We start from the raw sequence: 20,011 nt of genomic DNA, 5'->3' as shown, positions 1-20,011 counted from the left end.
TCGCCGCGGTGCCTTGACCCGTGCCGCCCGCGCATTACATCAGTGCTGTGCAGGCGGATTAATCAGGGTGCCAGTTGCTTCAGGCAACTCACTCTGCTTTTAAAATCTCTTCATGCTCATCCAGCCAGCCCTGACGCAGCTCCGGCACCGCGCGTTTCAGCCGCTCGAAATACAATTCGCTGGTCGGCTTGTCGTAGTCGCTGCGCGCCAGCTGGGTGACGATACGACCGCTCTTCATCACCACGATTTCATCACATACCGCGCGTACCGCATGCATGTCGTGGCTGATGAAGATCACCGAGAGTCCCAGTTCGCGGCGCAGTTCGCTGATTAAGTCGAGGACGGCGGCGGCAACCACCGTATCCAGCGCCGAGGTCACTTCATCACACAGAATCAGATCCGGCTCAGCCGCCAGCGCGCGCGCCAGATTGACGCGCTGCTTCTGCCCGCCGGAGAGCGCCCAGGGACGCCGCCACAGCACGCTGCGCGGGAGCTGCACCAGATCCAGCAGCTGATAAAGCCGCTGCTGTCGGGCCGCACCGCTCAGACCGTGAAACAGCGTCAACGGACGCGACAGTATGCGTTCAACGCTGTGGGCCGGGTTCAGCGCGGTGTCTGCCATCTGAAACACATACTGAATGCGGCGCAGCTCATTGTCAGGCCGTTTTTGCATATCGCCCGAGATGTAGTGGCCGTTAAACAGAATATGGCCGTGGCTTGGAGCGTTGAGTCCGGCAATAGCGTGCGCCAGGGTGGTTTTGCCTGAGCCTGACTCACCGATGATGCCAATCGCCTGCCCTTTCCACAGCCTGAGGTTGATATCCTCCAGAATGCGTATTTTCGGGTAGCCATCGCTGCCACGCGGACCATAACCTGCGCTGAGGTCGCGCACCTCAAGCAGCGGCTGAATATCGGCGGCAACCGGGCACCAGTTGCTGGGCCGCTCTTTCTGCCGCGCCGCCTCCATCAGTAAGCGGGTGTACTCCGCCTGCGGTGCGCCGATCAGATGCGCGGTGCTGCCATACTCCGCCATTTTGCCGCGCAGTAGCACCAGTATCCGGTCTGCCATCTGCGCCACCACGGCTAAATCGTGACTGACGTAAATCGCCGTGACGCCGCGCTGCACCACCACGCGGCGAAACGCCTTCAGCACTTCCACCTGCGTGGTCACATCCAGCGCGGTAGTAGGTTCATCAAGGATTACCACGTCAGGATCGCCAATCAGCGCCATCGCCGTCATCAGACGCTGTAACTGACCGCCCGACACCTGGTGCGGGAAGCGGTCGCCAATGGTCTCGGGGTTGGGCAGCGCCAGTTCGCGGAACAGCTCAATCGCTTTGGCTTTTGCCGTTTTGCGGGTCAGGGTGCCGTGGATAACCACCGGCTCAATCACCTGGTCGAGGATCTTCATGCCCGGATTAAACGACGCTGCCGCGCTCTGGGCGATATAGGCGACTTTGTTGCCACGGAAAGCGCGCAACTGCCCCGGCGTCAGGCTGTTAACGTCGGTGCCGGCAACGTGAATGTTGCCGTCGGCGATGCGGCAGCCGCTGCGGGCGTAACCCATCAGCGCCATCGCGATAGTGGTTTTACCTGAGCCGGATTCGCCAATCAGCGCCAGCACTTCGCCCTTCTGCACGGTAAAGTGAATATCGGAAACCAGGTCGATCTCTTCGCCGCGATCGGTCTGCGCAGTGACGCGCAGTTTATCCACCGAAATCACCGGCATGGCGGTATGTGGTGTCACGTTCATGCTCCCTCCTTCGCCAGCGTCATCGGACGCATCGCCTGCAGGCTGTCAATAAACAGGTTGGCGCCAATGGTCAGGCTGGCAATCGCCAGCGCGGGCATCAGCACCGCAGGCGAGCCGTCAAACAGCCCCTGCATATTTTCACGCACCAGCGTGCCCCAGTCGGCGTATGGCGGCTGAACACCCAGACCGAGGAAGCTCAGGCCGCTCAGCAGCAGCACGATGTAGACAAAGCGCAGACCAAAGTCAGTCAGCATCGGGTGCACCATATTGGGCAGGATATCGTGAATGGCGATATACCAGCGGCTTTCGCCCCGCAGCCGTGACGCCCGGACGTAGTCCATGCTGCGCAGCGAGCTGGCCATGGCAAACGCGATACGAAATGCGCCCGGCCAGTAGGTGAAGACCGCCGTGAGGATCAGCATTGGCAGTGAGGAGCCAAATACCGCGACTATCATCAGGGACAGCACTTTACCCGGCAGTACCAGCAGCGCGTCGTTGACGCGGCCCAGTACCTCCTCCAGCCAGCGCCCCGCCACCGCTGCCAGCAGCGCCAGCAGCGTGCCGATCAGGCTGGCCAGCAGCGCCGCACTCAGCGCCAGACCGATAGAGAACTTCGCGCCATAGAGAATGCGGCTCAGCATGTCGCGCCCAAGGTAGTCGGTGCCCAGCAGGTTATCAGACGTCAGGCCGCCCATCAGCGGGCCGCCGCCGATGTCATCAATGCTGTGCGGGGCCAGCGGGGTGCCGAATACTGCCATCAGCAGCCAGAACAGCGACATGATCAGACCCAGCCGTCCCGACCAGGAGAGCGACTGTAAGAAACGCCAGGGCAACGAGAGAATATTCATGCGCTTCTCCATTTCGGGTTAAAGGCGATAGTCAGAATGTCTGCCGCCAGCAGCAGGACCAGGTAGCAGGCGGCGAACAGCATCACGCAGAGCTGCACCACCGGCAGATCGCGATTACTGACCGCATCCACCAGCTGGCTGGCGAGACCGGGATAGCTGAAGATGGTTTCGATGATGATCACCCCGCCAAACAGATAGGAGAGGCTGAGTGAAATGGCATTGGCGATGGGGCCGACCGCGTTAGGCAGTGCGTGACGCAGTACCGCTCTCAGCGGTGAAACCCCTTTCAGCAGCGCCATCTCCAGATAAGGGCTGTCGAGCTGGTTGATAATGGCTGCCCGCGTCATACGTGCCATCTGCGCCACCAGCACGCAGCAGAGAGTCAGCACCGGCAGCGCATAGGCTTTGAGGTAACTCAGCAGGTCGCTATCCGGGCTGCCAAACGACATCGCCGAGACCCAGTGCAGCTTGACGGCAAAAATCAGCACCGCCACCGTCGCCACCAGAAACTCCGGCACGGCAACCGTCGCCATGGTGCCGATGACCAGCGCCCGATCGAGCCGGGAACCGCGATTCATCGCCGCAATAATGCCGATAATCAGCGCCAGCGGCACGCAGATCAGCGTGGTGATACCCGCCAGTTCAAAGGTGGCGGGAATGCGCTGCGCCACCAGCTGCGAGACCGGCAAATGGCTGGCAAACGAGGTGCCAAAGTCGCCCTGCACCATGCCTGTCAGCCAGTGGAAGTAGCGCATCAGCAAAGGCTGATCGAGACCCAGCTGCTGCCGTAACGCCGCCACCGTTTCCGGCGTGGCATTCTGGCCGAGGATCATCTGCGCTGCGTCGCCCGGCAGCAGGCTGGTGATGAAAAACACCACCGCCGAGACGATAAGCAAAGTCAGGATGCCGGCACCAATTCGCCGGGCAATCAGGAACAGCATGTATCGGTTCATCGGCGTACTCCTTCCTCAAATAACGTATCAGGCGCTCAGCCACGCAAATTCATGGAAGCGATAGCCCATCATCATGCCTGACGGCCAGGCCTCCACCCCTTTGACCTTTTTGTTGTAGCCATCTGTGGAGCTGATAAAGGTCGGGATAAGGGTGCCGCAGTGGTCATAAATCAACTTCTGCATGTCGCCATACATCTGCTTGCGTTTCGCCTGATCGCGCTCACCGCGTGCCGCGACCACCAGTTGATCAAACTGAGGATTTTTCCAGCCCGATTCGTTATTCGGTGCGGTAGAGAGATAAAACTGTGAGAAGAGCATGTCGAGCGTCGGACGCGGGTTTATCGAGCCATATCCCACCGGATCTTTCATCCAGTGCGAAGACCAGTAACCGTCATACGGCACACGTCGCACTTTGATGTTCAGCCCTGCCCCGCGCGCCATCTGCTGGATCATCTGACCGCCTTCATTTGCCCCTTCGATATTCGGCGTGGTGATGATCTCCACCGTGGAGCCCGCCATGCCCGCTTTTTTGATGTGGAACTTCGCTTTTTCAATGTCCAGCGCACGCGGTTTGAGATCGGCGTTATAGAGCGGATGCCACGGCGGCACCGGGGTGTCATTACTGACGTCGCCGTAACCCTGCAGCACCGTTTTCACCAGCATTTCACGTGGCTGCAGATATTTCATCGCCAGCACGAAATCTTCGTTGTTACCCGGCTTCACATCGGTGCGGATAATCAGGTTGGTGTACATGCCCGATTTACTCTCCAGCACGCCAAATTCGCTGCTGGCTTTGATGCGCTTGCAGTCGGCAGCGGTCAGCGTGGAAACCATCTGCAGATCGCCCGACATCAGGGCATTAACGCGAGCGGCGCCGTCGGTGACGCCGATGAGTTCTACCTCATCCAGATGCGGCAGACCAGGTTTGTAGTAGTTGGGATTTTTGGTGCCGATGGTGCGCACACCCGGCATAAAGGCTTTGCAGACAAACGGACCGGTGCCGATGCCTTTGCTGAAATCTTTGGTGCCGTCCGGTACGATCAGAAACGGCGGTGTTGCCAGCATATAAGGGACGTCGAAGTTAGCGCTGCTCAGCTCCAGCTGCACCTCGTTATCATTGACCGCGCTGAAGGTTTTGAACTGATCGGCCAGCTTAAAGGCGATAGAGGCGATGGCCGGATCTTTGTGACGGCTGAGCGAGTAGATGACATCTTTGGCGGTCAGCGGTTTGCCATCATGGAAAGTGACCCCCTTACGCAGTTTGATATGCCAGGTAATGCCGTCGCTGGATTCCAGCGATTCGGCCAGCGCCGGTTGCGCCATCAGGTTTTTATCCAGCTCGGTCAGGCCGCTGTAGAACATGAACTGGCGGGTGTAATCCGCACTGTTGTTACTTTTGGCCGGATCAAGTGTATCGGTGGCCGAGGCATTCGACATCGCTGCCCGCAGTTTACCGCCCCTGACCGGCTTGTCATCCGCCAGTGCCGCCCCTGAAAAAGTGATCAGGCCGCTGCTCATCACCGCACCGGCTGAGAGCATTTTCATCAGGCTGCGGCGTGAAAGTGAGCCTTCGGTGATCATGCGCGTCAGTGCCGGATTTACCGCATCAGCGTCGTTATTATCAAATTTACTCATCTCTGTACCCTCAATAGTCAGGCGAACCGGGGATCATGTTCTGGCGGTGCTGATAACCTGGCGGTCAGCACCCGACGGGACGTTATGAAAGGCGATCCTTTGCTTTGTAATAGAGTCCTGCGAGCGGTAAAAACCATGGCTTGCCGTGATAGCCGGGCAACGCGGGCCATGTGTCGCGCTGCCAGGGATTTTCAGTGCGCTTTTCAGCCAGCAGACTGGCCATGACGCGTCCCATCCACACCGACATCTGGGTGCCGTGACCGCTGTAGCCCAGCGAATAGAAGAGGCCATCCTGTTCACCCGCGTGCGGCAGACGGTCGGCGGTCATGTCGACCATACCGCCCCAGCAGTAATCCACCTGCGACTGGCCAAGCTGTGGCAGCATCTGCGTCATCGCCCGGCGCAGGATCTCGCCGCTACGCGAGTCCGACGTCGGGTTGCTGACGGCAAACCGGGCCCGCCCGCCAAAAACCAAACGGCGATCGGCCGTAGTACGGAAGTAGTTGCCGATATTCAGTGAAGTAACGTAGGTGCGATCGTTTGGCAGTACCTGGCGCAGCAGCGCCGGGTCGAGCGCCTCCGTCACCACGATAAAGCTGCCGACCGGCACAATACGGCGCTGAAACCAGGGAAAAGGGCCGACGTTGGAGCAGCCGGTCGCCATCAGCACTTTGTCCGCCAGAATGGTGCCCTGCGCGGTCTCTACCCGATGCTGATAACCCTTCAGGCGTTCTAGCTTCGTCACGGCGTGGTGCGGAAAAATCTTCGCGCCGCTGCGGGCGGCGGCCTCAGCCAGCCCGACGCCGAACTTGCCCATGTGCATCTGACCGCCACGCTTCTGCAGCAGGCCGCCGTGGAAGTCATCGCTGGCGATCTCGTCACGCACTGCGGTTTTGTCGAGCAGTTCGATCTCCGGGTCAACGGTGCGCCGCATCAGCTCATACGCTTCCTGCAGCCCGGCCACATGCGACGCTTTGCTGGCGAGCTTGAGTTTGCCGCACAGCCGGAAGTCGCAGTCGATCGCTTCATCCTGGATCAGTTGCTGGACATAGCTCACCGCCTCATCAAACGCCCGGTAGAAGCGGCTGGCCTGCTCCAGACCCTGGCTCGCCACCAGCGAGGCGAAGTTCTGCGCCACACCGGTGTTGCAGTGGCCGCCGTTGCGCGCCGAGGCCTGACTCATCACGTCGCCACTCTCCAGCAGCACCACGCTGATGCCGCTGCGCGCCAGGTTCAGGGCCGCCGAGATGCCGGTGAAGCCACCGCCAATCACCACCACGTCCGCCTGTGCGGGCAGCGGTTCGCGTGCGGCACCGGTAAAGGCCGGAGCGGTGGCCTGCCAGAACGATTCCAGTTTCATGGGGTGTTCCTCAGAGTCCGACGACGCCAGGCAGGCCGCCGATATCGTTGATTTCGGTGTACTGGTAATACGGATTCGCCGGTTCATGACCGCGATTGACCCAGACTTTGTTTTTGATGCCGAGATCGTGGGCAGTCATCAGGTCATAGCGGAAGCTGGAGGAGACGTGCAGGATCTCCTCAGGGCCGCAGCCGAGCTTGTCCAGCATGTACTCGAAGCCCTTCATCTGTGGTTTGTAGGCTCCCGTCTCTTCTGCCGTGATAGCCATATAGATTGGTGCGCCCAGACGCGGTTCGTGATGCGGGATCAGGTCTTTCATCGAGTTGGTCAGCAGCACCAGCGGAAACTCCTTAGCCACCTTTGCCAACCCGGCGGGCACGTCGGGATGCGGACCCCAGCTGGCGCAGTCGGTGTAGATAAAGTCGCTGTCGGCTTTGTCCCAGCGGACGCCCCACTTTTTGCAGGTGCGCTGCAGGGCATTACTCACCACGTCGTAGTAGGGTTTCCACGCGCCGAGCACCTCATCCAGCCGGTAGCTGGAAAAGTCGGTGGTAAAAGCGTGCATTGCGTCCGGGTCGACGCGGTCGCTGAAACAGCGCTGCGCGGCACCCGCCATATCGAAGCGAATCAGCGTGCCGTAACAGTCAAACGTGATGAATTTCGGTTTAAACAGTGCCATGTAACACCCTCGTCATTGTCAGTTGCGCTTAGAAATCGATGAGTACACTCTTCTGGCGCTGGCAGGCCTGAAACGCCTGGCGGCCTAAATCTTTACCAATGCCGGAGCCGAGAAAGCCACCGGTCGGAATGATGAAGTCGCCGGAGCGGCCATAGCGGTTGATCCAGACGGTGCCCGCGTCAATGGCGCGCATTGCCCGCAGCGCGCGCGGCAGACTCAGGGTGTGAACACCGGCGCAGAGGCCATAAGTGTCATGGGCGGCCATCGCCAGTCCCTGCTCTTCATCATCAAACGTCTGCACCGTCAGCACCGGACCAAAAATCTCCTGCTGGACCGCCGGGTTATCCTGCGCCACGTGACTCAGCAGCGTGGGCTGCCAGAACCAGCCGTCGTCGGTGTCGGCAAAACGCTCACCGCCCACCAGTACTTCTGCGCCCTGCGCTTTTGCCGCTTCAATAACCGAGCAGACTTTGTTGCCCTGTCGTTCATCGATCAGCGGTGCGTAGCGGCTGCCCTCCTGCCAGGTGACGCCTGGTTTAACCTCCCGGCAGAGCTGAGCCAGCCGCTCAACCAGCGGATCGGCAATGTTGCGCTGCACAATAAGACGGGTGCCCGCCACACAGGCCTGACCGCCGTTGGCGGTGAAGCCGCGCAGAATACGCTGGGCCAGCACCTCAAGGTCACCCGCGTCATCAAACACCAGCTGCGGACTTTTACCGCCCAGCTCCAGCGTCACCGGCTTCATGCCGTTTTGCGCGGCATCGCTCATGATGCGCGCGCCGGTCAGGGTCGAGCCGGTAAACGAGACTTTGCGCACCAGCGGATGTTTTACCAGCGCGCTGCCGGTCACCGCGCCACTGCCCTGTACAATGTTCAGCACGCCCGCCGGTAAGCCCGCCTGAATGGCCAGTTCGGCCATGCGTACGGTAGAAAACGGGGTAAGTTCAGAGGGTTTAAGCACCACCGCATTGCCCGCCGCCAGCGCCGGTCCACATTTCCACGACGCCATCGACAGCGGGAAATTCCACGGGGTAATCGCGGCGATAACGCCATAAGGTTCGGCAATCAGCATGCCCAGGCTGCTGTCGCGGGTAGGAAAGAGATCCCCGCTGTATTTATCAGCGCATTCGGCATAGAAGCGAATCGCTTCGGCGGTAAAAGGAATTTCGTGCAGCACCACGTCATTGATCGGCCGGGTGGAGCCCAGCGCTTCCAGCTGTGCCAGCAGCGCGTCCTGCTCAATCAGATCGGCCCAGCGGCGCAGTACCCGTCCGCGTTCGCGCGGCGGACAACCGGACCAGCCGCTGCTTTTCAGCGCCTGATTCGCCACAGTCACGGCACGATCAACATCCTGCGGCGTGGCGTCCTGCAGCGTGGCATAGACCCTGCCATCCGAGGGACGTTTAACCTCAAAGGATGCGCCCTGGCTCTGGCAGTGCTGGCCGCCAATATAATGGCCAGTCGGGAGAGAAACTTTTTCCGGGTCGAAACTTAACATGGAAGAATTCCTTATTTGTTACACCCATCAGTTGCTGGTTTATTAGCGTTTAAAACTGCCGGTTTCTGCGCTGTTAATAAGCTAATGCAGAAAGTATGCCAGCCGGGCAAAAAATAAAAATGCGTTTAAAACAGTGCAAAAAAATTTTCTGCCGTATTGGCGGGGGATTTTTTGCGGAATTGCCGAACAATTAAACAGATGATTTACTTCACAAAATTTATGCGCCCTGCTGGTGCAACCTGCACGGAAATTGCACCAAAGCGGATATTTCGGGTCAGGCGGCTCAATCCGGTTCACATGATCCGCCGATTTAACGACCCGCTTCACATCCCTGATAAATTCTTTAATTTTTCAGAACAATTATTTGACGCCGGTAAGTTTTTACGGAGCCTCAGGCAAAAAAGAGCCAGCCGGATTATCCGGCTGGCTCTTTTCATTTTTAGTTACAGACTGCCAATGTGAAATGTTTTCTGTTCCAGATATTCATCAATTCCGTAGCGGGAACCCTCCCGGCCAATACCGGAGAGTTTCACGCCGCCAAACGGCGCGACCTCCAGGGAAATGGCGCCGGTATTAAAGCCGACCATGCCAAACTCCAGCGCCTCCGCTACCCGCCATGCGCGCCGGATGTTCTCGGTAAAGAAATAGGCACCCAGGCCGTAGGGCGTGTCATTTGCCATCGCGATTGCCTCCTCTTCATCATCGAAGATAAACAGCGGCGCGACCGGACCAAACGTCTCTTCATGGGCGATGCGCATGGTGGCGGTGACCTCACCGAGCACCGTGGGCTGCACAAAGGTCCCGTTGCCCTGGCTGATGCCGCCGGTCAGCAGCGTTGCTCCCTGGCTGAGCGCATCATCGATATGACCGTTCACTTTCTCCACCGCGCGGCTGTTGATCAAAGGGCCAATAGTGCTGTCGGGCGCAAAACCATCGCCCACTTTCAGGGTGGCGACCGCCTCCAGCAACCGGGCGGTGAAACGCGGATAGATACTTCGCTGCACCAGGATGCGGTTAGCGCAGACGCAGGTTTGTCCTGCGTTGCGGAACTTGCTGAGCATGACCCCCGCGACGGCAATCTCAATATCGGCATCATCAAACACGATCAGCGGCGCGTTGCCACCCAGCTCCAGACTCAGGCGCTTGATGCTGTCGGCGCTCTGTTGCATCATCAACTGTCCGATGCGGGTTGAACCGGTAAAGGAGATTTTACGTACCGTGCGGCTTTCAGTCAGCGTCGCGCCAATCTCCGTGGGCAGGCCGGTCAGCACCTGCAGCACGCCGGACGGGAAGCCCGCGCGCTCTGCCAGTACCGCCAGTGCCAGCGCCGACAGCGGCGTCAACTCAGAAGGTTTAACAATAATCGGGCATCCGGCGGCCAGCGCGGGCGCCACCTTGCGGGTGATCATCGCAATCGGGAAGTTCCACGGCGTGATTGCGGCGGCAACGCCTACCGGCTGTTTCAGCACCAGGATGCGCCGGTCCTCGCTGGGCGCGGGAATGGTGTCGCCATAGATGCGGCGTGCCTCTTCCGCGAACCATTTCACAAAGCTGGCTCCATAGAGCACTTCGCCTCTGGCTTCCGCCAGCGGTTTGCCCTGCTCGGCGGTCATGATAATCGCCAGGTCGTCAGCGTGTTCAATAATCAGTTGATGCCACTTTTCCAGCAGCGCGGCACGGCTGGCATTGGTAGTTTTGCCCCAGCTGATGCGCACAGTTTCCGCATAAGCTATCGCCTGCCCGGTTTCTGCCCGACCCAGTGCCGGAATCGTCGCCAGGGTTTCGCCCGTGGCGGGATCGGTAACCGGCAGCGTGGCGCCCTGATGCGCATCCTGCCAGCGTCCATTAAACAGCGCCTGCTGGCGCAGCAGATCGCTATCGTTAAGTTGTAGTCGCGACATATCATCCCCTTGTGGTCAGCTGATTCCACTTTATCGCGCCGGGTCAGCGCAGGATGTTGTTGTGCGGGGTGAGAAAGGTCGATAGGGGAGATTTTCGCAATGATTTGAAATTTTATGCCGTGCGGAAACAGGCGCGCATCCGGGTGGATGCGCCGTGTGCTTAAATCTGGAAGTCGATAACCGGTTCGTCGTCATTGCTGTAGGAGAGCGCCTGACGCTTGATCTCTTCCAGCGACAGGTTGGCGTTGCAGAGTTCCAGGAACTGCCAGACGTAGTTGCGTTGCAGCTGGCCGCGCTTGAGGCCGAGCCATACGGTGCTGGCATCGAACAGATGGGTGGCATCGAGGCGTACCAGCTCTTCACTCTCTTCAGTTTCACACGCCTGATCGGCCAGTATCCCCACGCCTAAACCGAGTTTGACGTAGGTTTTCACCACATCGGAGTCCTGAGCGCTGAGCACGATATCTGGTTTTAAACCGGCCGTCTGGAACGCACGGTCCACCCGCGAACGTCCGGTGATACCCTGGCGGTAGGTGATCAGCGGATAGCGGCTGAGCGTGCTCAGTGAAACTGGCTGGTTCTGCACCAGTTCATGCCCTTTCGGCACCAGTAAGGCGTGATGCCAGCTGAACCAGGGGAACGCCGCCAGGCTGCTGTTGTTGACCAGTAATTCACTGGCGATGCCAATGTCCGCCTCACCCGCCAGCAGCATGGTGACAATTTCCTGCGGCGAACCCTGATTGAGTTCAAGCCGGACGTTAGGATAGAGCTGACGAAACGCTTTGATGACTTTCGGCAGGCTGTAACGCGCCTGAGTATGGGTAGTGGCTATGGTCAGGATGCCGCTGGTTTCATTGGTAAAGACATCGGCCAGACGTCGTACTTTGCCCGCTTCATCCAGGATACGCTCAGCGATGGTCAGCAGCGCTTTGCCCGGCTCGGTCATCCCCAGCAGGCGCTTGCCGCGACGGATAAAGATCTCAACCCCGAGTTCATCTTCCAGGTCACGAATATGCCGACTTACTCCCGACTGGGAGGTAAACAGCGTATTAGCGACTTCCGTTAAGTTAAACTCGCAGCGGGCCGCCTCGCGGATGATTTTAAGCTGCTGGAAATTCACGGTATTTACCTCCCTTTACATAATCTGATTATCTGATGGTAAGAACTATTATTGATAACCGGAAATACTAAAAAATTCGGATTTATGACTTTAGGGAATAACGGGGTGGGTTTTGGGGGTACAGAGAGGTTTGAGATGGGCGGCCGGACTTCAGAATTTGACTGAAACCCGGCCTGGGGGAGAGGCTATTTTACAGAAGGCGATAGATTACGCATTCTGGCGCTCTCTGCTTTCATCTCTTCATAGCTTGCTTCCAGGATCCACAGACAGGTCGCACCCTGGTCAGTTGCCAGTAGCGCCAGACGGGTTTGTTGATAAAAATCCTCTATAAAGGCTGTAGGTTGCTCAGCCGGAACGCTGCAGACAATGTCTGTACCTGCCATATGGGGCCAGGATCTGGCGTCAATAACCCGGAGCGTCTCCAGCACGCCCGGGGTATTCTTTGCTAACGCCGAGGCAAGGGCATCCTCCATCCGGGTTGCCTGCTGAACATCAGCCGTAGCTGCCAGTTGGGGCACTTTTGCAAGCCAGGCTTGCTCTCCTGACGCGATGCCCTTCAGCGAATTTTCCCAGTCGGATGTATTCGCTCCAGCCCAGACCGCGAAGGGCATAAGGCCAATCAATATCAGATATTTCATCGGACCACCTCCAGCGTCCCGCCTTCACGCAGCACGCGTCGCCGGGTTGCAAGTGACATAATGATGCAGCCTTCTGAGGCGAAGCCCGCTGGCTTATTGACTCTTTCGCCATGAATGCGAAATGCCGAACGGCCAAAAGACTCTCCGGAAGTCTGCACCAGAATAATGGTCAGGGGTCCTTTTGATGTGGAGTGCCCTGCAATTCTGTACGTTCCCTGAGGAAGGGGCCCCATCCCTCTTACATGTTGGCGATCGGGATTATTTTTGTTAGTCAGACTACCTGAGTAGCCGGCCTCAATAAATTCACTGTTGTGGTATAAGTGACCCGTGCTTTGCTCATATGTCCATGTCATCGTTATACTCCTTTATGCTGTCACTCGATTATTCCAGCTGTCCGAGTGGACGATATTTCCGTCTGCATATCGCCAGGTAATTTTTTCGTAAATCAGCTCTACAGTTTCCAGATGATCCCGCGCCTCACCATAGCGGGATTTAACGTCATACATCATCGGGCCCACACAGATAACGGTTACGCCTTCCATCAAAGTATTGAAATATTCCACCTCCTGCCCCGCGTCATTTATCCGGTAAAATCTTATTTCCGCTGAGCAAAGCTTTTGACCTGAGGTCACAGCCCTGTAAAGGCAGGGACTGGACTTATCGATCTCTTTATCAAAACTGTAAGAAGCGTGTTCGCGGACAGCGGTTGTTTTACCCGTCACGTTGTCTGTGGAGAGCATAACGCCGTGATTCAGGCCGAGGACTTCAATAGCGCCTTCACGACCTGCCACGTCGACTGATCCGACAATAATGTTGTTACCGTCATCTTTAAGCCAGAGATAAGCTGGAATAGCCATCGTTTTAAACTCCATTTTAAAAAGAGAAAGCCAGCCTGTTTTCTGCTGACAGGCCCACTGCTTTCACAGCCTGATTAAACTATCTTCCGGCAAACATCAGATCAATTTTCATACAGCGTGAAATCAACCTGATTGAAGTTTTATTGTTTCAGATATAGAGATCGCGGAATAACCCGGTATCAGAGAAAAAAAACGTGCCCAAAAGCTATTCAGAATAATTTAAAAGTCGCATCAGCAATTCTTCACGCCAACATGGATTTATCATTCGTGCTATGAAGTTCACATTGTGTCGAAATGGAAAGATAGAACCTCTTCCTGTCCAGCCAGTAAACAGCTCTGTGCAGCAAATAAATACAGAAATTACAGACGAAGGTTTACCAGAGGCGTCCGGAGCGCTGAGGAACAACCGCAGGCAAGGATGAGCCGACAGGACGTCGGCGAAAGGACGGCACGAGCCAGGGATGGCGAGTCCGGACGGTCCGTCGGCCGCAGGGCGTGACGAAGGTACCCCGCACAGCGGGGCGCGCAGGCAGCCGGACGCCGGGATTGTTTAGGGGCGGGCGTCCGCCCCTTGACGCGTCCGCCTGCTCAGGCAACCTGAAACTCCCGAACGCCTGGCGGGCGTAACCCGCTCAGTGCAAACGCGGGGCTAAGTGATCTAAAACTCCCATATGTTTGGCGGGCGTAAACTGCTCAGCGCTAACGCGCGGCTAAGTGACCTGAAACTCCCATACGCCTGGCGGGCGTAACCCGCTCAGTGCAACCCGCTGCAAAGCGAAACCGGCTGGTTGCCAGCCCGCTGCAAGCGCCCTCTTAACTCACTAACATTAACTCCCGCTCCTCACTCAGCGGCTTATTCAGCAGCGACAGCAGAATATTCTTCACTGCCTGCGCTGAAGGTGACAGCGGCAACCGGGCGGAGACGTTCAGTGACAGCGGCAGACTCAATGACGGGCTGTTAATGCGTGACATCCAGGCATCGGTGGATCCCACCAGCGAACGGGCGGCGGACTCAGGTAATACGGTCACGCCCATGCCGCTGGAAATGGCTGCGGTCAGGGTTGAAATCGATTCGATCTCACCGATGATGCGTGCACTCAGACGACGCAGCGAAAAGGCCTCATCGACCCGCTTGCGTACTGCGCTGTAATCGCGCGGTAAAAACAGACTCATCTGCGCCACATCGGCCAGATCGACGCTGGCTCCCGGGTAATCGGTGGCGCCTACCAGAAACAGATCCTCTTTCATCAGCGGCATGCTGGTGATCCCGGCAATGGGCGCGCGATCGTACAGCACCGCCATATCCAGCTGACCGTTCATCACTTTCTCATTCAGCACGCTGCCGCTATTTTCGTGCAGGTAAACCAGCACTTCCGGAAATTGATCGCGAACGGTCTGCAACAGCGGCATGGTTAGCGATGAAGCCGCGGTGCCTGGGGCAAGCCCAATCGATACCTGCCCACTCAGCACCTGACCGGCGTTAATTACCGCAGTCTGGGCCTGCTCACACTGGCGCAGAATGGTGCGCGCATGACCATAGAGAATCTTACCCGCCTCAGTTGGCGTAACACCGCGCTTGGTACGAATCAGCAACTGCTGATCCAGTTCATTTTCCAGCGTCGCGACCTGCTGACTGAGTGCAGGCTGGGCGATGTGCAACACTTCTGCTGCCTGCGTCAGACTGCCGATATCGACGATTTTCACAAAGTACTTCAGTCGTCTTAAATTCATCTTGCCTCCGTCACTCACCCCGAATAGCGAAATGGGTCTGACCCCATCGCCCTGATAACAGAAATTTTGCAAGATGCAGGCCAGGTTTAATAAATTCAGGCCATCAGGCAGCCAGATTTTTCCTAACGGCCCGGAAAATAAGCGTTTCTGATTACCTCTTATGGGTTAATAAGGATCAGGAATGGCTGAGAAGAGAGAGTAAAGCAGTCAGGCGCACTGTGACAGTGCAGACGCTGCGAGTAAGACGTGCAGAAAAGTGATGACAGGCTGTACAGTTTGAGTGCAGTGGAAACGCATTGCACCTGATGAAGGCTTGCAGGGCCTGAACAGAGGCGTGAAAAGCAGGGAGTAAATGTAACCGCTATCAGCAGGATTTCTTATCGCTGGCGAATGCCGGATGATAAAAAGCAACCGTTGCCCTCTCCCGCATCCGGAAGAAGGCAACGGCTACCAGTTAGCGTTTTTTGCGGTTACGGTGCATGTCGATAGAGACCGCAGCCACAATAATCATCCCTTTGATGATGTCCTGAATGTACGCATCGACACCGACGAAGGTGAATCCGCTTTTAATCAGTCCAAGAATCACTGCGCCAATTAATGTTCCGGTGATACGGCCCACGCCACCCATCAGGCTGCTGCCACCGATAACGGCTGCGGCAATCGCATCCAGCTCGTACGACATCCCCATGCTTGACTGACCGCTGCTGACGCGCGCCGCCAGTACTACACCCGCCAGGCCAGAGAGCGCGCCTGCAATGGTGTAGACGATAATAAGATACTTATTAACGTTGATACCGGAGACTTTCGCCGAGGTCATGTTGCCGCCGATGGCGTAAACATATTTACCGTAGCGGGTATGCTTCAGGGCGATATGGAACAGCAGCGCCACCACCAGGAAAATCACTACCGGCATGGCACCCTGTCCGATTGAGGTGAAGCCATCGGAAAGGAAGCTGATCGGATTGCCCTGGGTGTAATACTGCGCCAGACCGCGTGCCGACACCATCATGCCCAGCGTGGCAATGAAGGGCGGAATACCGGTGCGGGTGATCAGCACACCATTGACCACGCCCGCCAGCAAACCGACGCCGATACCGGCTGCGATAGGGATCACCGCAGGCATATTCACCAGCGACGGATACATTGGCGACAGGCTGTCAGAGGTCTGCGCCAGGCTCGCGGCCACCACCGCCGCCAGGGCGATAACGGACCCGGAGGAGAGATCGATACCGGTGGTGATGATGACCTGGGTCACGCCGACGGCGATAATCCCGATAATCGCCACCTGCAATACAATCAGGATCAGACGGTTGGTGTTGAGCAGGAAAGACTGGTCACGCACGTACCAGCCGAACATTTCAAAAATTAACGCAATCCCCACCATCACCACGAAAATGCCGGTATCTTTCGGCAATTTATGACGCAGGCTGGCAAAAAAAGAGGGTTGCTGCGGGGCTGCCGGGGTGGCAGTAGCTTTCATATTGCTCATAGTGGTCTCGCGCCTCACTCGGATGCCAACGACAGAATGGTTTCCTGATCGGCTTCTTCTTTATCGAGGATGCCGGTTATACGCCCGCCGTGCATGACCATTACCCGGTCGCTCATGCCAAGAATTTCCGGCAGTTCAGAGGAGACCATGATGATAGCCACGCCACGGTTGGCAAGTTCACTGATTAAGCGGTAAATCTCCGCTTTCGCCCCGACGTCAATGCCGCGCGTAGGTTCGTCCAGAATCAGAATCTTCGGTTGCGCCAGCAGCCAGCGGGCAATCAGGACTTTCTGCTGATTACCGCCGCTGAGGTTATTGATGATTTGATCCATGGTCGGCGTTTTGATGTTGAGACGACGGATTTGATCCATGCAGTCCTGCGCCATCTTCACATGGCTGACAAACCCGCTTTTGCCGCTGTACTCCGGCATGTTAACGATGCTCATGTTCTCCATTACCGATAGCACCAGAAACAGGCCGGACTTTTTACGGTCTTCGGTGAGGAACGCCATGCCCTTTTCAATCGCGGTTGAGGGTGAGTCGATTGTCACCGGCACGCCATCAATCAGGATCTCGCCGCTGTCGAAGCTCTCCATGCCGAACAGGCTCTCCATCACCTCGCTGCGACCCGCACCCACCAGTCCGGCGACGCCGAGGATCTCCCCCCGGCGCACACTGAAACTGACGTCGGTGAAACGATCTTTACAGGTGAGATTGCGCACCGTCAGCACCTCTTCACCAATTGCGCTGTTGAATTTCGGGAACAGCTGGGTCAGTTCGCGTCCCACCATCTGGGTAATCAGCGACTGGCGGGTATATTTCGACGTCTGATCGCTGGCGATCCAACTGCCGTCACGGAAGATACTGACTTCGTCGGTGATGGTGAAAATTTCATCCATCTTATGGCTGATGTAGATGATCGCTTTGCCCTGCTCCCGCAGGTCACGAATGATGGTAAACAGATGCGCTACTTCGGTTTCTGTCAGCGCGGAGGTGGGCTCATCCATGATCACGATGTCTGAATCCCATGACACTGCTTTGGCAATCTCAACCATCTGCTGCGACGCGATGCTCAGCTCACCCACCATCCGATCGGCTTTCAGGCGGATATTCAGGCGGTTCAGCAATTCCTGCGTCTTCTGATTAAGTCGGGCGTGATCGACAAAGCCAAATCTCATCGGTTCGCGACCCAGCCAGATATTCTCGGCGACGGTCATGTAAGGCACCAGGTTGAGTTCCTGGTGGATCATTGAAATGCCGGAACGCAAAGCGTCCATGGTGTCCTGAAACTGCACCGGCTCCCCTTTAATTTTGATGGTGCCCTGATCGGGACGATACATCCCGATCAGGCACTTCATTAAAGTGGATTTGCCCGCGCCATTTTCGCCCATCAAGGCATGTACCGTTCCCGGACGCACCCGCAACGACACGTTGTCGAGGGCTTTAACGCCGGGGAAGAACTTGCTGATGCCTTCGGCTTCAAGCGCAAAAGCGTTCATACATCACCTCCGTACAGCTGGGTCGGGAACGACTATTTCAGGTTACGCTTGGTAAACTGTTCCATGTTTTCTTTAGTAATCAACTGGTAGGGGATATTGATGACTTTCTGGACTTTCTCGCCATTCACCAGTTTGATTGCCGTCTGCACCGCACCTTCACCCTGGCCCTGCGCATCCTGGAATACGGTCGCGACCATCTTGCCCTGCTTCAGCATCTGCAGCGCATCGGGTGTGCCATCGACGCCAGCGATCAGGATTTTGTCCGGATTTTTACCCAGTGCCTGCAGCGCACCGATCGCCATTTCATCGTTGTTAGAAGCAATGGCATTGATCTCATCACCGGCAGTCATCCAGTTACTGACTACGTCTACCGCATCGTTACGGGTAAATTTGGCGGTCTGTTTCTGAACAATTTTGATGCCAGGGAATTTAGCCGCAACCTCTTCCACACCTTTGGTACGGTCACGGGTCGCTTCATTCGCCAGGTCACCCATCAGGATGGCAACGTTGCCTTTGCCGTTCATCGCTTTAGCCAGCGCTTCCATCTGTAAGCGTCCGGCCAGTTCCGAATCGGACCCGACGTAGGCCATTTTGCCGGTCAGCTCAGCCTGTGGACGGCGGTTGACAAAGATCAGCGGGATACCCGCTTTGCTCGCCTGGTCCATAATCGGTTTCACCGCATTGGTATCGACCGGGTTGACGATCAGCGCATCAACACCCTGACCGATAAAGTTCTGAACCTGCTGCAGCTGCTGTGAAACGTCGCCTTTTGCATCCTCAACCTGCCCTTTAACGCCATCTTTCTGCATCTCTTTCTGCATAGAGGTACGCAGAATGGTGAGGAAGTTGTCATCAAACAGCGCCATGGAGACGCCAACTGAGATATCTTTTGCCATAACCGCGGCAGGTAACATGCAGGCTAACAGTGAGGCGACAATCGTTTTTTTAATGTTCATAGGGACCCTTCTTATTTGTTAACTTGCTCAGCGGCTGTGACCGCGAATGAAAAATATCTTTTACATTCACCCAGCCTGTCTGGCGTCTGTTTCGGGAAATTTGAGGTAAGACTTCAGGTTCTGACTATTTTTGTGATCGACCACTCCTTTTCACAATCACTTGATCTGCAAACAGTTAACTTCAAAATAGCGTTTCACTTTCAGACGATAATGACGACCGTGATGATAAGCAGTTTATTTATTCCATATAATCACGTTTTGAAATTTTTATCATAAAAGCACTGAAACGGTTGTTTTAACATCGGCAAACAACAAAACTTTGACATGCCTCTAACATCTGCGGAGAAATGCCCGCAAAGTGAGATCCTGTTGGCAGTTTGAAAATCCAGCAGAATCGGGTAAAAATCGCCAATCCGCTGCTTTTACGAGCATCTGAACGCAATTCGGTAAACAGGGCTTTGACAAGCGGGATCTGCGCCGCTAATATTCGCCCCGTTCAAGCGATTCCTCTGTAGTTCAGTCGGTAGAACGGCGGACTGTTAATCCGTATGTCACTGGTTCGAGTCCAGTCAGAGGAGCCAAATTTATGTTTTCATGCATCTTCACGAATCTTTATACGATTTAGATTCAACGAGTTAGTGTGAAAAGTCTTCCCGATGCATTTTCAGTTTTCCCTCCGCATCGGGAGAATTTGGTGGTCAGATTTGGGGTCATGTTGGTTCGATGACGCAGCGACCCCCAAATGTCTCTTAACGACTCAAAAATCCGCAACTTAAAATCATCTGCAAAACCCTTCAAAATTTCCGATTGCCATGGTCTGTACCTGTTGGTTAATCCAGGCGGTTCACGTCTCTGGTATCTCAAATATCGTATCAATGGTAAAGAATCCCGTCTCGGCTTAGGAACCTATCCTGATGTCTCTCTGGCTGACGCTCGTCAACAGAGTGATGGTATCCGTAAATTGCTGGCGCATAATATCAACCCAGCACAACAGCGCTCCGCTGAAAGAGCCACTGCGTTGCCAGAAGAAACCTTCAAGTCTGTTGCACTGAGCTGGCATAAAAGCAACCGTACATGGTCAGAGTGTAAGCACA

General features: G+C 56.3%; 16 protein-coding genes, 1 tRNA gene and 1 pseudogene. 2 read left to right on the top strand and 16 right to left on the bottom strand.

Features of this window, described 5'->3' with window-relative positions:
• Positions 1-88 precede the first annotated feature (88 nt).
• From ACXKZD_RS07130 to ACXKZD_RS07055, 16 genes are all read right to left on the bottom strand, one after another.
• Positions 89-1,753, bottom strand: coding sequence for an ABC transporter ATP-binding protein (locus ACXKZD_RS07130; protein WP_488981964.1), 1,665 nt, complete (start codon positions 1,751-1,753; stop codon positions 89-91).
• Positions 1,750-2,601, bottom strand: coding sequence for an ABC transporter permease (locus tag ACXKZD_RS07125; RefSeq protein ID WP_010247873.1), 852 nt, complete (start codon positions 2,599-2,601; stop codon positions 1,750-1,752). The genes ACXKZD_RS07130 and ACXKZD_RS07125 overlap by 4 nt, the downstream gene beginning before the upstream one ends.
• Positions 2,598-3,554 (bottom strand): ABC transporter permease, encoded by a 957-nt coding sequence (locus tag ACXKZD_RS07120; protein ID WP_010247875.1) that lies wholly within the window; start codon positions 3,552-3,554, stop codon positions 2,598-2,600. The genes ACXKZD_RS07125 and ACXKZD_RS07120 overlap by 4 nt, the downstream gene beginning before the upstream one ends.
• A gap of 27 nt (positions 3,555-3,581) precedes the next feature.
• Entirely contained in the window at positions 3,582-5,189 is a 1,608-nt protein-coding gene (locus ACXKZD_RS07115; RefSeq protein WP_033778880.1) for an ABC transporter substrate-binding protein, read from the bottom strand.
• Positions 5,190-5,271: 82 nt separating this feature from the next.
• Positions 5,272-6,549 carry an NAD(P)/FAD-dependent oxidoreductase gene (locus ACXKZD_RS07110; protein WP_022624965.1) on the bottom strand — a complete coding sequence of 426 codons (1,278 nt, stop codon included), beginning with the start codon at positions 6,547-6,549 and terminating at the stop codon, positions 5,272-5,274.
• A gap of 10 nt (positions 6,550-6,559) precedes the next feature.
• The gene (locus ACXKZD_RS07105; protein WP_010247881.1) at positions 6,560-7,228 is read right to left on the bottom strand and encodes a haloacid dehalogenase type II; all 669 of its coding nucleotides are present in this window, start codon (positions 7,226-7,228) and stop codon (positions 6,560-6,562) included.
• A gap of 28 nt (positions 7,229-7,256) precedes the next feature.
• Positions 7,257-8,726 carry an aldehyde dehydrogenase family protein gene (locus tag ACXKZD_RS07100; protein ID WP_346448357.1) on the bottom strand — a complete coding sequence of 490 codons (1,470 nt, stop codon included), beginning with the start codon at positions 8,724-8,726 and terminating at the stop codon, positions 7,257-7,259.
• Between the two features lie 443 nt (positions 8,727-9,169).
• A complete protein-coding gene (locus ACXKZD_RS07095) occupies positions 9,170-10,627 on the bottom strand; it encodes an NAD-dependent succinate-semialdehyde dehydrogenase (protein ID WP_488981963.1) in 1,458 nt (485 codons plus the stop codon).
• A gap of 160 nt (positions 10,628-10,787) precedes the next feature.
• Entirely contained in the window at positions 10,788-11,747 is a 960-nt protein-coding gene (gene cbl / locus ACXKZD_RS07090; RefSeq protein WP_010247887.1) for an HTH-type transcriptional regulator Cbl, read from the bottom strand.
• A gap of 185 nt (positions 11,748-11,932) precedes the next feature.
• Positions 11,933-12,385: a hypothetical protein gene (locus ACXKZD_RS07085; protein WP_167423409.1), complete on the bottom strand. Its 453-nt coding sequence runs from the start codon at positions 12,383-12,385 to the stop codon at positions 11,933-11,935.
• On the bottom strand, positions 12,382-12,738 hold the full coding sequence (locus ACXKZD_RS07080; RefSeq protein ID WP_010247892.1) for a tlde1 domain-containing protein: 357 nt from the start codon (positions 12,736-12,738) through the stop codon (positions 12,382-12,384). Before ACXKZD_RS07080 ends, ACXKZD_RS07085 begins: the two co-directional genes overlap by 4 nt.
• Before the next feature lie 12 nt (positions 12,739-12,750).
• The gene (gene tssD / locus ACXKZD_RS07075; RefSeq protein WP_122459598.1) at positions 12,751-13,242 is read right to left on the bottom strand and encodes a type VI secretion system tube protein TssD; all 492 of its coding nucleotides are present in this window, start codon (positions 13,240-13,242) and stop codon (positions 12,751-12,753) included.
• Positions 13,243-14,055: 813 nt separating this feature from the next.
• Entirely contained in the window at positions 14,056-14,973 is a 918-nt protein-coding gene (nac, locus tag ACXKZD_RS07070; RefSeq protein WP_223564005.1) for a nitrogen assimilation transcriptional regulator NAC, read from the bottom strand.
• A 454-nt stretch (positions 14,974-15,427) separates the two neighbouring features.
• The gene (locus ACXKZD_RS07065; RefSeq protein ID WP_170933484.1) at positions 15,428-16,453 is read right to left on the bottom strand and encodes an ABC transporter permease; all 1,026 of its coding nucleotides are present in this window, start codon (positions 16,451-16,453) and stop codon (positions 15,428-15,430) included.
• A gap of 23 nt (positions 16,454-16,476) precedes the next feature.
• Complete coding sequence (locus ACXKZD_RS07060; protein ID WP_187511790.1) at positions 16,477-17,961, bottom strand: sugar ABC transporter ATP-binding protein; 1,485 nt, start codon at positions 17,959-17,961, stop codon at positions 16,477-16,479.
• Positions 17,962-17,993: 32 nt separating this feature from the next.
• Entirely contained in the window at positions 17,994-18,917 is a 924-nt protein-coding gene (locus ACXKZD_RS07055) for a sugar ABC transporter substrate-binding protein (RefSeq protein ID WP_010247907.1), read from the bottom strand.
• A gap of 505 nt (positions 18,918-19,422) precedes the next feature.
• On the opposite strand from ACXKZD_RS07055, the gene ACXKZD_RS07050 reads away from it, so the two are divergent.
• A tRNA-Asn gene (locus tag ACXKZD_RS07050) sits at positions 19,423-19,498 on the top strand.
• 161 nt (positions 19,499-19,659) lie between these two features.
• Positions 19,660-20,001 (top strand): annotated as a pseudogene (locus tag ACXKZD_RS07045) (Arm DNA-binding domain-containing protein); the annotation flags it as partial.
• Positions 20,002-20,011 lie beyond the last annotated feature (10 nt).

It is taken from the genome of Pantoea sp. ABR1s, assembly GCF_057812235.1.
Note: the sequence above shows the minus strand (reverse complement) of the source record. Positions and strands in the feature narration are given on the sequence as shown.